Source organism: Cupriavidus taiwanensis, assembly GCF_900249755.1.
Classification (GTDB): domain Bacteria; phylum Pseudomonadota; class Gammaproteobacteria; order Burkholderiales; family Burkholderiaceae; genus Cupriavidus; species Cupriavidus taiwanensis_D.
In genome coordinates this window covers 2560157-2575672 of record NZ_LT976853.1, presented here as the reverse complement: position 1 = coordinate 2575672, position 15516 = coordinate 2560157, and the positions used below count along the sequence as shown (strand labels likewise).

General features: G+C 65.4%; 14 protein-coding genes. 7 read left to right on the top strand and 7 right to left on the bottom strand.

All coding sequences use genetic code 11. The features are described from left to right. Window positions 1-36 precede the first annotated feature (36 nt). From CBM2594_RS11775 to CBM2594_RS11745, 7 genes are all read right to left on the bottom strand, one after another. The gene (locus tag CBM2594_RS11775; protein WP_116356970.1) at window positions 37-1239 is read right to left on the bottom strand and encodes a DUF2863 family protein; all 1203 of its coding nucleotides are present in this window, start codon (window positions 1237-1239) and stop codon (window positions 37-39) included. 108 nt (window positions 1240-1347) lie between these two features. Next, window positions 1348-1503 carry a hypothetical protein gene (locus CBM2594_RS11770; RefSeq protein ID WP_198048121.1) on the bottom strand — a complete coding sequence of 52 codons (156 nt, stop codon included), beginning with the start codon at window positions 1501-1503 and terminating at the stop codon, window positions 1348-1350. Between the two features lie 233 nt (window positions 1504-1736). Continuing rightward, window positions 1737-4442 (bottom strand): aconitate hydratase AcnA, encoded by a 2706-nt coding sequence (acnA, locus tag CBM2594_RS11765; protein WP_116356969.1) that lies wholly within the window; start codon window positions 4440-4442, stop codon window positions 1737-1739. 282 nt (window positions 4443-4724) lie between these two features. Beyond that, window positions 4725-5306, bottom strand: a complete 582-nt coding sequence (locus tag CBM2594_RS11760) for a hypothetical protein (protein ID WP_116356968.1) — start codon at window positions 5304-5306, stop codon at window positions 4725-4727. Between the two features lie 173 nt (window positions 5307-5479). Continuing rightward, entirely contained in the window at window positions 5480-6694 is a 1215-nt protein-coding gene (gene prpC, locus CBM2594_RS11755) for a bifunctional 2-methylcitrate synthase/citrate synthase (protein ID WP_116356967.1), read from the bottom strand. A gap of 48 nt (window positions 6695-6742) precedes the next feature. Further along, window positions 6743-7723, bottom strand: coding sequence for an HpcH/HpaI aldolase/citrate lyase family protein (locus tag CBM2594_RS11750; RefSeq protein ID WP_116356966.1), 981 nt, complete (start codon window positions 7721-7723; stop codon window positions 6743-6745). Window positions 7724-7852: 129 nt separating this feature from the next. After that, the gene (locus CBM2594_RS11745; protein ID WP_012353375.1) at window positions 7853-8836 is read right to left on the bottom strand and encodes a malate dehydrogenase; all 984 of its coding nucleotides are present in this window, start codon (window positions 8834-8836) and stop codon (window positions 7853-7855) included. 413 nt (window positions 8837-9249) lie between these two features. On the opposite strand from CBM2594_RS11745, the gene CBM2594_RS11740 reads away from it, so the two are divergent. The 7 genes from CBM2594_RS11740 to gltA all read left to right on the top strand — a co-directional run bounded on the left by CBM2594_RS11740 (window position 9250) and on the right by gltA (window position 15451). Further along, entirely contained in the window at window positions 9250-10155 is a 906-nt protein-coding gene (locus CBM2594_RS11740) for a GntR family transcriptional regulator (RefSeq protein WP_116356965.1), read from the top strand. Window positions 10156-10433: 278 nt separating this feature from the next. After that, window positions 10434-10844, top strand: a complete 411-nt coding sequence (gene sdhC, locus CBM2594_RS11735; protein WP_116357775.1) for a succinate dehydrogenase, cytochrome b556 subunit — start codon at window positions 10434-10436, stop codon at window positions 10842-10844. Between the two features lie 11 nt (window positions 10845-10855). Next, window positions 10856-11221 carry a succinate dehydrogenase, hydrophobic membrane anchor protein gene (sdhD, locus tag CBM2594_RS11730; protein WP_116356964.1) on the top strand — a complete coding sequence of 122 codons (366 nt, stop codon included), beginning with the start codon at window positions 10856-10858 and terminating at the stop codon, window positions 11219-11221. A 3-nt stretch (window positions 11222-11224) separates the two neighbouring features. After that, entirely contained in the window at window positions 11225-13003 is a 1779-nt protein-coding gene (gene sdhA / locus CBM2594_RS11725; RefSeq protein WP_116356963.1) for a succinate dehydrogenase flavoprotein subunit, read from the top strand. Between the two features lie 34 nt (window positions 13004-13037). Then, on the top strand, window positions 13038-13739 hold the full coding sequence (locus CBM2594_RS11720; protein WP_010814619.1) for a succinate dehydrogenase iron-sulfur subunit: 702 nt from the start codon (window positions 13038-13040) through the stop codon (window positions 13737-13739). 79 nt (window positions 13740-13818) lie between these two features. Then, window positions 13819-14106 carry an FAD assembly factor SdhE gene (locus CBM2594_RS11715; RefSeq protein WP_012353370.1) on the top strand — a complete coding sequence of 96 codons (288 nt, stop codon included), beginning with the start codon at window positions 13819-13821 and terminating at the stop codon, window positions 14104-14106. 43 nt (window positions 14107-14149) lie between these two features. Beyond that, on the top strand, window positions 14150-15451 hold the full coding sequence (gene gltA, locus CBM2594_RS11710) for a citrate synthase (protein WP_116356962.1): 1302 nt from the start codon (window positions 14150-14152) through the stop codon (window positions 15449-15451). Window positions 15452-15516: the final 65 nt, after the last annotated feature.

Below are 15516 nucleotides of genomic sequence, written 5' to 3'. Positions count from 1 at the left end.
GCGGGCCGTTCTGCCAACTGGCGGGGCCAGTGCGCGTCAGTGGAACAGCGGCTGTTGCGTGGGCGCGTCCTCGGGCAGTTCGGCGTGCACGATTTCGCCATTGCGGTCGGCGTACAGCGGCGTGCCGCAGTCTTCGCAGTATTCCGGGTCGAACAGCGCGGCGTGGCGGAAGATATCCTCGACGCCGGCGTTGCGCAGTTCCTCGCAGATCTGCTCGAGCGGATTGCCCTTTTCGTCGGCGTCGACCTCGCCGGCTTCGCGGCCGTAGACCGGCCAGACGATGCCGTAGATCACATCCTTCTCGCCGCGCATGGTGAAGCCGACACGGTATTCCTCGACCACTTCCTCGCCGAACGCGGCGACCACCGCGGCCAGCTGCCCCGCGGAAATATCGAGCGTGCCGCACAGGTAGTTGACGGCGGCGCGCACGGTCAGCGGGCGGATGCTCTTGTCGGACTCGCGGCACGACAGGAAGAACGCGTCCGGCAGCAGCAGCTCGAACTCGCAGCCCGGCAGCAGCAGCGCCACCGACGGTTGCACCTGGCTGCGCCATTGCTCCAGGCAGGTCGAGCGCTCGGCGTGGTGGTCCTTGGCGTCTTCCTGCCAGCGGAACAGCGCCTGTTCGCGCGGCGCCACCACCACCGCCAGCAGGTAGCGCGGGTCGGCCAGGATCGGCGCGGTCTCGGGCAGGTCGCGCAAGTCGACCTTGGGCACGGTGCCGGCCAGCGCCGCCGCGGCCAGCTTGTGCGTCAGCGCGAAGGTGTCGCTGTGCGTGCGCGGCAGCTGGTCGATGCTGTAAAGATAAGGCGACAACGACACCTTGGTGCCGTTGGCGAGCACGTGTGCCTGCAGGTGCACGGCCAGCGTCTGCGCCAGTTCCGGCTTGAGCGCGCCGGACGGGATCGCGTAGCGGGTGTGCGCGAGGATGGGCGCGGCGATCAGCAGCGCGTCATAGGGCTGGCCGTCGACCTCGATGGTGGCGGATTCGGCCAGCGTCTCGGCCTGTTCGGCGAGCACGTCGGAGGCGTCGGCATTGTGCTTGAACAGGTGCTCCAGCGCCGCGTCGAGCGCGGTCTGGCTACCGTTCTTCAGCAGGCGGCCAAGGCGCTGCGAAAGCCGCCGCTCCCAGTATCCGTCCTCCATGCGGCTGCCCGATGCGTCGAGAGCGAGCGCATCGGCCACCAGACGCTCGGCGTCGGGAGAGAGTCGCGGGGAAGCCTTGGGGCGAAAACCTGCCATAGAAAGAAACCGTCCGTTTTTTGCGTAAAACGGTATTCTACTCGTTGCGTTGACAGGGAGATCGCTATATGCGTGCGACCGCTGTGAACGCTGCTGCCTGCGAGGGGATTATTTCTCGGCGGGGGCGGAGGCTGCGGCGGCCGCGGGCGCGTGGCTTTCGACGCTGTGCGACTCGCCGGACATCGACACGTCGCTGCCGCCCTTGGTCAGCAGGTAGAGGGCCGCGCCGGCGACCACGATGAATGCGATAAGGATCTTGACCATGGTGTCTCCTGGTTCTGGGTGATGCCGGGGTCCGGCTTGCAGCCATTCATTCTTTCGGCCGCGTTGTTGTGCGACACAGTTTGACAGCGATGGCTTGCGTGGAGCTTACACGCGCCGCACGGTGCCGCGGGTGATGCCCGGGTCGCAGGCGCCAATAAAAAGCGCCGCCCGCTCACGGCCCCGAAGGGACATGGCGCGGGCGGCGTTCACGGCGCTGAAGGCTCCCAGCGCGCTCAGGCGGCCAGCAGCTGGCGCAGCACGAACGGCAGGATGCCGCCGTGGTTGTAGTAGTCGACCTCGATCGGCGTATCGATGCGCAGCAGCACCGGCACGCGCTGCACGTCGCCGTTGGCGCGCTTGATCACCAGCACCACGTCCTGCTGCGGCTTCAGGTCGCCCTCGATGCCTTCGATGTCGAAGGTCTCGTTGCCGGTGATGCCCAGCGTCTGGGCGCTGTCGCTGCCCTTGAACTGCAGCGGCAGCACGCCCATGCCGACCAGGTTGGAGCGGTGGATGCGCTCGAAGCTGCGCGCGATCACGGCCTTCACACCCAGCAGCTGCGTGCCCTTGGCCGCCCAGTCGCGCGACGAGCCGGTGCCGTACTCTTCGCCGCCGAACACCACCGTGGGCGTGCCCTCGGCGACATACTTCATCGCCGCGTCATAGATCGACATCTGTTCGCCGGTGGGCTGGTGGAGGGTGATGCCGCCTTCCACGCGCGCGCCGTCCGCGGTCGGCGGGATCATCAGGTTCTTGATGCGCACGTTGGCGAAGGTGCCGCGCATCATCACTTCATGGTTGCCGCGGCGCGAGCCGTAGCTGTTGAAGTCGGCCTTGAGCACGCCGTGCGCCAGCAGGTACTTGCCGGCGGGCGAGGTGTCCTTGATCGAACCGGCCGGCGAGATATGGTCGGTCGTCACCGAATCGCCGAAGATGCCCAGCGCGCGCGCGCCGCGCACGCTGGCCGAGGCGGCCGACGGCTCCATGCTGAAGTCCTGGAAGAACGGCGGCTCGGCGATATAGGTCGACTTGGGCCAGTCGTAGACCTGGCCCTTGGTGCCCTGGATCGCGCCCCACAGCTTGCTCGGCTTCTTCACCTGCTCGTAGTTGCCCTTGAAGGTCTTGGCGTCCATCGCGTACTTCATCAGCGCATGGATTTCTTCCGAACTCGGCCAGATGTCGCCCAGCCAGATGTCGCGGCCGCCCTTGCCCTTGCCGACCGGCTCGGTCATCAGGTCGCGCGTGACGTTGCCGGCGATGGCATAGGCCACCACCAGCGGCGGCGAGGCCAGGAAGTTGGCGCGGATGTTCGGGTGGATGCGGGCCTCGAAATTGCGGTTGCCCGACAGCACCGCGGCGGCGACCAGGTCGTTGCTGGTGATGGCCTCGTTCAGTTCCGGGGTCAGGTCGCCGGCATTGCCGATGCAGGTGGTGCAGCCGTAGGCGGTCACGCCGAAGCCCAGCTTTTCCAGGTACGGCAGCAGTCCCGCGGCCTTCAGGTATTCGGTGACGACGCGGCTGCCCGGCGCCAGCGAGGTCTTGATGTGCGGCGCCACGCTCAGGCCGGCTTCGACCGCCTTCTTGGCCAGCAGGCCGGCGCCCAGCAGCACGCTGGGGTTGGAGGTGTTGGTGCAGGAGGTGATGGCGGCGATCAGCACGTCGCCGTTGCGGACTTCGATGCCGTCGGCGGTGCTGTAGCTGCGCTCGAGCTCGGCGGGGTCCTTGTTGAAGCCGTTCTCGGCCACCGGCTTGCTGAACAGCGAGGCAAAGGTGCTCTTGACGTTGCCGATCTCGATGCGGTCCTGCGGACGCTTCGGCCCCGCCAGCGACGGCGCCACCGTGCCCAGGTCCAGCGTCACCACCTTGCTGTAGTCGATCTCGCCGGCCCTGGGGATGCCGAACATGTCCTGCGCGCGGAAATAGCCTTCGAATGCGGCGATTTCTTCGTCGGTGCGGCCGGTGCCGCGGAAGTATTCGATGGTCTTCTCGTCCACCGGGAAGAAGCCCATGGTGGCGCCGTATTCGGGCGCCATGTTGCCGATGGTGGCGCGGTCGGGCAGGGCCAGGCTGGCGGTGCCTTCGCCGAAGAACTCGACGAACTTGCCCACCACCTTCTCCTTGCGCAGCATCTCGGTGATGGTCAGCACCAGGTCGGTGGCGGTGACGCCTTCGCGCAGGCGGCCCTTCAGTTCCACGCCGACCACGTCAGGGGTCAGGAAGTACACCGGCTGGCCCAGCATGCCGGCCTCGGCCTCGATGCCGCCGACGCCCCAGCCGACCACGCCGATGCCGTTGATCATGGTGGTGTGCGAATCGGTGCCGACCAGCGTGTCAGGGTAGTAGACGCCGTCCTTCCTGTGCACGCCGCGTGCCAGGTATTCCAGGTTGACCTGGTGCACGATGCCGAAGCCCGGCTGCACCACGCCAAAGGTGTCGAAGGCCTGCATGCCCCACTTCATGAACTGGTAGCGCTCGTTGTTGCGCTGGAATTCCAGCTGCATGTTCAGGTCCAGCGCCTTCTTTTCGCGGAAGTGGTCGACCTGCACCGAGTGGTCGACCACCAGGTCCACCGGCACCAGCGGTTCGATCTGCTTGGGGTTCTTGCCCATCTTCTCGGCGACGTTGCGCATTGCCGCCAGGTCGGCCAGCAGCGGCACGCCGGTGAAATCCTGCAGGACCACGCGCGCGACCACGAACGGGATCTCGTCGACGCGATCGGCGTTGGGCTTCCAGTTGGCCAGCTGCCGGACGTGTTCCTCGGTGACCTTCTTGCCGTCGCAGTTGCGCAGCACCGATTCCAGCACCACGCGGATCGACACCGGCAGGCGGCCGATGTCCAGGTCCAGCGCCTCGCCCAGCTGGGGCAGGGAGTAATACTGGCCCTTGCCGGAAGAGCCGATCCTGAATTCTTTTAGCGTGTTCTTGAGGTTGTGGGGCATTGCCGTACTCCGATCGAAGGATGATGCGATGGCATTTGGCTCGGACCTGAATCGGGACCCCCGGTGCGCTGCCGCGGTCTTTTGACCGCGGTCCGAGGCCGGCAGCGCACTGCAACTGCATACTCTAACCGCCGCGCGGCGTCGCCGCCACCCGGCGCGGCAACCGGCCGGCCAAAAAACTGCCCCGGCGCGACCGCCTGCCCGGCCAGGGAAGACCGCCCCGGCAAGGCAAAAAGGGCGCTGGCGGCCGTGCATGCGGCCGCCAGCGCCCCCATCAAGGACTTACTGCTTGGGCGAAGTCGGCTGCTGGCTGCCTTCGGTCTGCAGCAGCGGACCGCCCGGCACCTGGGTCGGGCCGCCCGGGGGCGTGACCAGCAGCGGCGTGGTCGCCGGCGCGCGCAGGCCGCCGGCCTGCGTCGGCGCCGCGGCGCCGGCCTGCATGGCGGCGCTCTGGCAGTCGTCGGCCAGGCGCTGGCCCAGGTTCTTGTTGAACAGCATGGCCTTGCTCGGGATCACCACCAGGTCCAGGCCGGTGCGGGCGTCGTAGTAGCGGTCGGCGCCGGTCACGGTGGGCTGGCGCGGCAGCTTGTAGTCGCGGCCTTGCCAGTGCACGGTCAGGATTTCGTCGCGCAGCATGTCGCCGGCGATATACAGGCTGTTGCCCAGCTCGCACTGCCACTTCTCGCCGCTCGGGGCCACCGCCGCAGCGGTGCCGGCCGCGGCGGCCGCGCCGGCGGCGGCCTTCTTCTTGGTCGATGACTTCTTCTTGGTGGTGGTCTTCTTGGCAGGTTCCTGCGCCATCACGGCGGTGGCAGTGGTCAGGCTGAAGGCGCCGATGCAGGCGGCAAGGACAAGATGTTTCATTTTGTGAGTGCCTTTCGGATACTGAAATCGAGTTATGGTCATGTGCCGCCGGCAGCGGGCGGCGCTGGGATCATTGCCGCCGCTATTCTCTACGATTTGCCCAGGGCGGCGTACTGCTCTGGGCTTTGGTTACATAATCGGCGCCGCTGTTGGGCCGGGTTCACTTGCGCGGTTTACTTGCGATGCTTTATCGGCACGAATTTCAGGTTCTCCGGCCCGGTGTAGTTGGCGCTGGGGCGGATGATCTTGTTGTCGATGCGCTGCTCGATGATGTGCGCGGCCCAGCCCGACGTGCGCGCGATCACGAACAACGGCGTGAACATCGCCGTCGGCACGCCCATCATGTGGTAGCTCACCGCGCTGAACCAGTCCAGGTTCGGGAACATCTTCTTGATGTCCCACATCACCGTTTCCAGGCGCTCGGCGATGTCGAACATCTTCATCGAGCCGGCATCCTTCGACAGCTTCTTCGCCACTTCCTTGATCACCTGGTTGCGCGGGTCGCCGGTGGTGTAGACCGGGTGGCCGAAGCCGATCACGACTTCCTTGTTCTCGACGCGGCGGGTGATGTCGGCCTGGGCCTCATCGGGGTTGTCGTAGCGCTTCTGGATCTCGAACGCGACCTCGTTCGCACCGCCATGCTTGGGGCCGCGCAGCGCGCCGATCGCGCCGGCGATCGACGAGTACATGTCGGAGCCGGTGCCGGCGATCACGCGCGCGGTGAAGGTCGACGCGTTGAACTCGTGCTCGGCGTACAGGTTGAGCGAGGTGTTCATGGCGCGCTCCCACAGCGCCGACGGCTTCTCGCCGTGCAGCAGGTGCAGGAAGTGGGCGCCGATGGAATCATCGTCGGTTTCTACTTCGATGCGGCGGCCGTTGTGGCTGTAGTGGTACCAGTACAGCAGCATCGAACCGAGGCTGGCCATCAGGCGGTCGGCGATATCGCGCGCGCCCGGGGTGCTGTGGTCTTCCTTCTCCGGCAGCACCGTGCCGAGCACCGACACGCCGGTGCGCATCACGTCCATCGGGTGCGCGCTGGCGGGCACCCATTCGAGCGCGGCCTTGACATTGGCGGGCAGGCCGCGCAGCGACTTCAGCTTGGCCTTGTACGCGGCCAGTTCGGACTTGGTCGGCAGCTTGCCGTGCACCAGCAGGTGGGCGATTTCCTCGAACTCGCAGGTCTCGGCGATATCGAGGATGTCGTAGCCGCGGTAGTGCAGGTCGTTGCCGGTGCGGCCGACGGTGCACAGCGCGGTGTTGCCGGCGGTCACGCCCGACAGCGCGACGGATTTCTTGGCACGCGGCGCGGCCGGCGTGCCGGCGCCGGTTGCGGCTTCGGTTGCGGCTTCAGTTGCGGTGTCGCTTGCGGCGAGCTTCGAGGCGGACATCCGTGTCTCCTTGGGCACTGCGGATGGTGAGGGTGGGCGGACCCGGCTTCAGCCGAAGAACAGCGTTTCCACGTTGGCCGGCAGCGGCGTGCCGGTGGCCTGCGCGCGCTGCAGCAGCGACCAGTAATAGCGGTAGCTGGCGCGGTCGTGCAGCTGGCCTTCATGGCGGATCGGCGCCCAGTTGTTCTCGTGCGCCGCCAGCAGGATCTGGCTGGCCGCGCCGATCTCGTCCGCGCCGGGACGGAACGCCGCGACGATCGGGGCAATCTGGCCCGGGTGGATGCTCCACTTGCGCAGGTAGCCGAATTCGCTGCGCGCGCGCAGCGCATCGTCGCCGGCGCGCTGCGGCGCCTGCACGTCGGTGCTGACATTGTGCGACGGCACCTTGCCGTGGCGGTGGCAGGCGGCGGAGATTTCCAGCATGGCGCGGCGCACCAGCGGGTGTTCGAACTGCTGCGGCGAGCGCATGGCATCGCCCGGAATCGCGCCATGGTGGGCCGAGACAAAGTCCATCAGGCCGAAGCTCAGGCATTCCACCTGCACCAGCGCGGCGATATCGAAGGCCTGCTCCAGGGCGGCGTGGGTTTCGATCAGCACATGGATCGGGATATGGCGCGCAATGCCGGCACTGCGCGCCACCTGGTTGACATGGTCGGTCACGCGCGCCACCTCGACCACGTCGGTGACCTTGGGCACCACCACATAGGCCAGGCGCGCGCCGGCGGCGCGCACCAGCACGTCGACATCCTGGCGCCAGCTGGGATGGGCCGGGTCATGGATGCGCACGCCGACGCGGTTGTGCGCATTGAGCGGGCCGTTGACCAGCTGCGCGCACAGTTCGGCGTGCTCGCGCTCGTGGCCGACGGCGGCGCCGTCCTCGCAGTCGAAGGTGATGTCGAAGACGGGACCAAGCTCTTGCTGCAGGGCCAGCGATTTGCGCATCAGCTTTTCGCTGCCCGCGTAATGGTCACACACCGGCAACTGGACCGGGATGGCTTCGCCCTGGAACAAGACCTCGGAAGGATGCACGTTGATTCGGAAAGTTGAAGTTGGCGGACAGGGCAGGGCCGCCATGGCCGCTGCCTATGAAAAAACCGGGGTCCGCGCCGATTCTTGAATCGTTGCGGAACCCCGGCCTTTGCTCGAGCGTTCGGAAGATCAGCCCAGCAGATGCTGCACGCCGGCCTTTTCTTCTTCCAGTTCCTTCAGGGTGATGTTGATCTTTTCCTGGCTGTAGGCGTCGATCTCCAGACCCTTGACGATCTCGTACTTGCCGTTGGCGGTGGTCACCGGGTAGCCGAACATGGTGTCGGCCGGGATGCCGTATTCACCGTTGGACGGGATGCCCATGGTGACGACCTTGCCGTTGCTGCCCAGCACCCAGTCGCGCACGTGGTCGATGGCGGCGTTGGCGGCCGAGGCGGCCGACGACAGGCCACGGGCCTCGATGATGGCGGCGCCGCGCTTGCCGACGGTCGGCAGGAACACGTCGTTGTTCCACACCGGATCGTTGATCAGGTCCTTGACGCTCTGGCCGTCGACGGTGGCGTAGCGGTAGTCGGCGTACATGGTCGGGCTGTGGTTGCCCCACACGAACAGCTTCTCGATCGACGACACCGGCTTGCCGGTCTTGGCGGCGATCTGCGACAGCGCGCGGTTGTGGTCCAGGCGCAGCATCGCGGTGAAGTTCTCGCGCGGCAGGTTGGGGGCCGACTTCATGGCGATGTAGGCGTTGGTGTTGGCCGGGTTGCCGACCACCAGCACCTTGACGTTGCGGCTGGCGACTTCGTCCAGTGCCTTGCCCTGCACGGTGAAGATTTGGGCGTTGGCTTCGAGCAGGTCCTTGCGCTCCATGCCCTTGCTGCGCGGACGGGCGCCCACCAGCAGGGCCACGTCGGCATCCTTGAAGGCGACCTTGGGGTCATCGGTGATGACCACGCCGGCCAGCAGCGGGAAGGCGCAGTCTTCCAGTTCCATCACCACGCCCTTGACGGCTTGCTGGGCTTGCGGGAGGTCGAGCAGTTGGAGGATGACCGGCTGGTCTTTGCCCAGCATGTCGCCGTTGGCGATGCGGAACAGCAGGGAGTAGCCGATCTGGCCAGCGGCGCCGGTCACTGCGACGCGCATTGGGGCTTTAGCCATGAGTAAATCTCCAAACGATAGAAGGGGGGATGCCGGTCGGCGGCGCGCCGGCGCCAGACAGAGGCGCGCGGTGTGTCACCGGGTGCTGGTTGTCGCCACAGCGGGGAGCGGCCGTCCGCCGGAGCCAGGTGGCGGGGCCGGTGGGGGAGAGCCACAACGGGTCATGGTGATGCAACAAAGCGTTAGTCTACTGCGAAGCGAGGCGCCTTTTCCAGAGCGGGTTGCCGCCGGCGCGGCAGATTTGCGCCATGGGCGGCAGCCGGCGGGCCGGTGAGGGCGGGCCATCGCGGGCGTGGACCAGCGCGAGTGTAGGCCCGGCCTCTCCGGTCTGTCAATTCATATGTCTTATATAAGACATAAGACAATTAACGTAAGGCTGGACGTTGCGCGCCCTTTTGTGGTGAAATCGCGCTATGTCCTCCCTGCCTACGTCCCTGACCGGCGCAGCCACCCCCGGCGCGCAGGAATCTGGCGCCGCCACGCCTGGCGCCGGGACGCAGCCGCATTCGCCGCCTGCGCCGTCCGCGCCGGCCGCCGCGCCGCAGGCCGCCCCGCCAACCGGCCCCGCCGCGGGGCCCGCTCCTGGTCTGCAGTCAGTGCCATCGCCCACGTTCAGCCCGCTCTACCAGCAGATCAAGGCGCTGATCACGCGCAGCCTGCAATCCGGCGAATGGAAGCCGGGTGAGATGATTCCCAGCGAAATGGAGCTGGCGTCGCGCTACAAGGTCAGCCAGGGCACGGTGCGCAAGGCCATCGACGAACTCGCCGCCGACAACCTGGTGGCGCGCCGCCAGGGCAAGGGCACCTTCGTGACCACGCACCATGAAGACGTGGTCAAGTTTCGCTTCCTGCGCCTCGTCCCGGACGAGGGTGAACCCCATTATGGCGCCAGCCATGTGCTGGAATGCAAGCGCCTGCGCGCCCCCGCTGAAATCGCTCGGCTGCTCGACATCCGCACCGGCGACAGCGTGGTGCAGATCCGCCGCGTGCTGACTTTCTCGGGCGAATCGACCGTGCTGGATGAAATCTGGCTGCTCGGCGCCAACTTCAAGGGCCTGACCGCGGAAAAGCTGACCGAGTGGAAGGGGCCCATGTATGCATTGTTCGAGGCCGAATTCGGTACGCGCATGATTCGCGCCTCGGAAAAAATCCGCGCCGTGCCCGCCGATGAAACCGCGGCCGAGCTGCTGTCGGTGCCGGTGGGCTCGCCGCTGTTGTCGGTCGAGCGCGTTTCCTACACCTATGGCGATCGCCCCGTGGAAGTGCGCCGCGGGCTGTACGTGACCACGCGGCACTATTACCAGAACGACCTGAGCTGAAATAACGGCCCCGCGCCATGGGCGCGCGCGCCGATTATTGTGGCTTTGGCCATGGTCATGCGGGCTGTTGCGCGGCGCGGTGGTTGTCGCGTGGCGCGGGTCGGCGAATGTGCTTTGTGTGCGATTGTCGGGCGGCGCTTGTCGGGTCGTGATAGCTGAAAATTATTGGTGCAGCGCGCAACAAAGGCGCTAAAATCTCATGGATTTGCCCTAGTGCATCCCGTTGCATGCAGGCAATGGCAGTTTCGTTTCTTTGTTTACCGCTAATGGGGTCTCGCATGGCTGAAGCCGTCAAACAAGCCAGGCCGGAGTTCCGGAATATCGGTATTTCGCAGATCGCGAAATACCGGTTGCCCTGGGCCGGCAAGGTATCCATCCTGCATCGCGTGAGCGGTGCATTGATGTTCCTCCTCCTTCCCTTCGTCCTGTATCTGTTTGAGCAGAGCATCACCTCCGAACTGAGCTTCGCAAAGTTCTCGGCCCTGATGTCCGGCGGCTTTGTCAAGCTGGTTGTGCTGGCCCTGATCTGGGGTTATCTGCATCACTTCTGCGCTGGTATCCGCTTCCTGCTGCTGGATGTGCACGTTGGTGTCTCCAAGCCCGCCTCGGCCAAGTCTGCCATCAGCGTGCTGGTTGTCAGCCTGCTGCTTACCCTGATTTTCGGCCTGAAGCTGTTCGGCCTGTTCTGAGGAGAATCAAGGTGGCAAATAACAATATCGGTCCCAAGCGTCTTGTCGTCGGTGCGCACTACGGCCTGAAAGACTGGCTCGCGCAACGCGTCACGGCCGTGGTCATGGTGGTCTTCACCGTGGTCCTGGCCATTGCCTTCCTGCTGTCGAACGGCGCTTCGTACGAAGCGTGGGCAGGGCTCTTCGCCAACCAGTGGATGAAGATCCTCACGTTCCTGACCATCCTGTCGCTGCTGTATCACGCCTGGATCGGCGTGCGCGATATCTGGATGGACTATGTGCGTCCGATGGCGGTTCGCCTCGTGCTGCAAGTTCTTACGATTCTGTGGCTCGTCGGTTGCGCGGGCTACGCTGCTCAGATTCTCTGGAGGGTGTAATAAATGGTCGCAGTCAAGACTGGATTGCCGCGTCGCCGCTTTGACGTGGTCATCGTCGGTGCTGGCGGCGCCGGGATGCGCGCATCCCTCCAGCTCGCGGAAGCCGGCCTGAACGTGGCCGTGCTGTCCAAGGTGTTCCCGACCCGCTCGCACACCGTGGCGGCGCAGGGCGGCATCGGTGCCTCGCTCGGCAACATGAGCGAGGACAACTGGCACTATCACTTCTACGACACCATCAAGGGCTCGGACTGGCTGGGTGACCAGGACGCGATCGAGTTCATGTGCCGTGAAGCCCCGAAGGTCGTGTACGAGCTCGAGCACTTCGGCATGCCGTTCGACCGCAACCCCGACGGCACCATCTACCAGCGCCCGTTCGGCGGCCACACCGCCAACTACGGTGAAAAGCCCGTGCAGCGCGCCTGCGCCGCGGCCGACCGTACCGGCCACGCGCTGCTGCACACGCTGTACCAGCGCAACGTGCGCGCCAAGACCCACTTCTTCGTCGAATGGATGGCGCTGGACCTGATCCGCGACCAGGACGGCGACGTGCTGGGCGTGACCGCGCTGGAAATGGAAACCGGCGAGGTCTACATCCTCGAGGCCAAGACCACGCTGTTCGCGACCGGCGGTGCCGGCCGCATCTACGCCGCTTCCACCAACGCCTTCATCAACACCGGTGACGGCCTGGGCATGGCAGCGCGCGCCGGCGTGCCGCTGGAAGACATGGAGTTCTGGCAGTTCCACCCGACCGGCGTGGCCGGCGCGGGCGTGCTGATCACCGAAGGCGTGCGCGGCGAGGGCGGTATCCTGCGCAACAAGGACGGCGAGCGCTTCATGGAGCGCTATGCGCCGACGCTGAAGGACCTGGCGCCGCGCGACTTCGTCTCGCGCTCGATGGACCAGGAAATCAAGGAAGGCCGCGGCTGCGGCCCGAACGGCGACTACGTGCTGCTCGACCTGACCCACGTCGGCGCCGAGACCATCATGAAGCGCCTGCCGTCGATCCGCGAAATCGGCCTGAAGTTCGCCAACGTCGACGCGATCAAGGAACCGATTCCGGTGGTCCCGACCATCCACTACCAGATGGGCGGCATCCCCACGAACTATCACGGCCAGGTCGTGGTGCCGAAGAACGGCAACCCGAACGAAGTGCTGAACGGCTTCTACGCGATCGGCGAATGCTCGTGCGTGTCTGTGCACGGCGCCAACCGCCTGGGCACCAACTCGCTGCTCGACCTGGTGGTGTTCGGCCGCGCCGCCGGCAACCACATCATCGCGCAGAACCTGAAGCAGAAAGAGCACAAGCCGCTGCCGGCCGATGCCGCCGACCTGGCGCTGTCGCGCCTGGCCAAGCTGCAGTCGTCGTCGTCGGGCGAGTACACGCAGGACGTCGCCAACGACATCCGCAAGAACATGCAGTCGCATGCCGGCGTGTTCCGCACCCAGAAGCTGATGGACGAGGGTGTCGAGCGCATCCTGGAAGTGAGCGAGCGTGCCGCCAACATCCACCTGAAGGACAAGTCCAAGGTCTTCAACACCGCGCTGGTGGAAGCCCTGGAAGTGGCCAACCTGGTGGAAGTGGCCAAGGCCACCATGATCTCGGCCGCGGCCCGCAAGGAATCGCGCGGTGCCCACGCGCACAGCGACTTCCCCAACCGCGACGACCAGAACTGGCTCAAGCACACGCTGTTCTACAGCGAAGGCAACCGCCTCGACTACAAGCCGGTGAAGATGGAGCCGCTGACGGTGGAAAGCGTGCCGCCCAAGGCTCGTACCTTCTGAGCACCGCATCGTAGAGACAACAGGACCCACAGAAATGAAGCGTATTTTCGAAGTCTACCGCTACGATCCGGACAAGGATGCGGCGCCGCGCATGCAGACCTACGAGGTCGAGCTGGACGGTCACGAGCGCATGCTGCTGGACGCGCTGGTGAAGCTGAAGAAGCTGGACGAGACCATCTCGTTCCGCCGTTCGTGCCGCGAAGGCGTGTGCGGCTCGGACGCGATGAACATCAACGGCAAGAACGGCCTGGCCTGCCTGACCAATATGCGCGAGCTGCCGGACCGCATCGTGCTGCGTCCGCTGCCCGGCCTGCCGGTGGTGCGCGACCTGATCGTCGACATGACGAACTTCTTCAAGCAGTACAACTCGATCAAGCCGTTCCTGATCAACGACGAGCCGCCGCCCGAGAAAGAGCGCCTGCAGTCGCCGGAAGAGCGTGACGAGCTGGACGGCCTGTACGAGTGCATTCTCTGCGCCAGCTGCTCGACCTCGTGCCCGTCGTTCTGGTGGAACCCGGACAAGTTCGTCGGCCCGGCCGGCCTGCTGCAGGCTTACCGCTTTATTGCGGACAGCCGCGACCAGGCCACCAACGAGCGCCTGGACAACCTGAACGACCCGTACCGCCTGTTCCGCTGCCACAGCATCATGAACTGCGTCGACGTGTGCCCGAAGGGTCTGAACCCGACCAAGGCCATCGGCAAGATCAAGGAGCTGATGGTCCGCCGCGCGGTCTGATCCTGCGGCTGTCTGCAGTAGTAAGCGGCGCGTCAGCCAGAGCGGCTATATCTGGCTGGCGCGCCGAAAGTAGGAAGCCATGACTGAGAGTCCTGCCACCACCTTCTCGCATCAGGCCGACCCGCACAAGCGCGCACGTCTGCGCTGGCGCGCCCGCCGCGGCCTGCTGGAGAACGACATCATCGTCGAACGTTTTTTCAACCGTTACGAGGAGAGCCTGTCCGACGAGGACGTGGCTGCGCTGAGCCAGCTGTTCGAACTCAGCGACAACGAGTTGATGGACCTGCTGCTTGCGCGCAAGGAGCTGGACGGTGAGCTCGACACGCCCCCGATGCAGCGAGTGATTGCCCTGCTGCGTACGGTCTGAGTTTTGGTCAACATTATTATTCACAGCATTTGAAGGATCCGACATGACGCCGTCCGATGTGAAAGCCACGCTATCGTTCTCCGATGGTTCCCCCAGCGTTGAGCTGCCGATCTACAAGGGTACGGTTGGCCCGGACGTGATCGACATTCGCAAGCTGTACGGACAAACCGGTAAGTTCACCTACGACCCCGGTTTCATGTCGACGGCTTCGTGCAATTCCAAGATCACCTATATCGACGGCGACAAGGGCGAGCTGCTGTACCGCGGCTACCCGATCGAGCAGCTGGCGCAGAAGTGCGACCACCTCGAGACCTGCTACCTGCTGCTCAAGGGCGAGCTGCCCAACGCCAAGCAGAAGGAAGAATTCGTCGGCCATGTGATGAACCACACCATGGTCCACGAGCAGATGCAGTTCTTCATGCGCGGCTTCCGCCGCGATGCGCACCCGATGGCCGTGCTGACCGGCATGGTCGGCGCCATGAGCGCGTTCTACCACGACGCGATGGACATCGACGATCCGCACCAGCGCGAGATCTCGGCCATCCGCCTGATCGCCAAGATGCCGACCCTGGTCGCCATGGCGTACAAGTACAACATCGGCCAGCCGTACATCTACCCGCAGAACGACCTGTCCTACTCGGGCAACTTCATGCGCATGATGTTCGCCACGCCGTGCGCCCCGTACACCGTGAACCCGGTGCTGGAGCGCGCGCTCGACCGCATCTTCATCCTGCACGCCGACCACGAGCAGAACGCGTCGACCTCGACCGTGCGCCTGGCCGGTTCGTCGGGCACCAACCCGTTCGCAGCCATCGCCGCCGGCGTGGCCTGCCTGTGGGGCCCGGCCCACGGCGGCGCCAACGAAGCCGCGCTGAAGATGCTGGAAGAAATCGGCAGCGTCGACAACATCAGCGAGTTCATCAAGCAGGTCAAGGACAAGAACTCGGGCGTGCGCCTGATGGGCTTTGGCCACCGCGTGTACAAGAACTACGATCCGCGCGCCAAGCTGATGCGCGAAACCTGCCATGAAGTGCTGAACGAGCTGGGCCTGCACAACGACCCGCTGTTCAAGCTGGCCATGGAGCTGGAAAAGATCGCGCTGGAAGACGAGTACTTCGTCAGCCGCAAGCTGTACCCGAACGTCGACTTCTACTCGGGCATCGTCCAGCGCGCGCTGGGCATCCCGACCTCGCTGTTCACCTGCATCTTCGCGCTGGCCCGCACCCCGGGCTGGATCTCGCAGTGGGAAGAGATGATCACCGATCCGGAATACAAGATCGGCCGTCCGCGCCAGCTGTTCGTCGGCGCCGCCACCCGCGACGTGCCGGACGTGGCCAAGCGCTAAGCTGGCCCGCCGCTGCGCAGTGCAGCAATCCAGACGCCCCGGCCCCGCCGGGGCGTTTGTCTTGG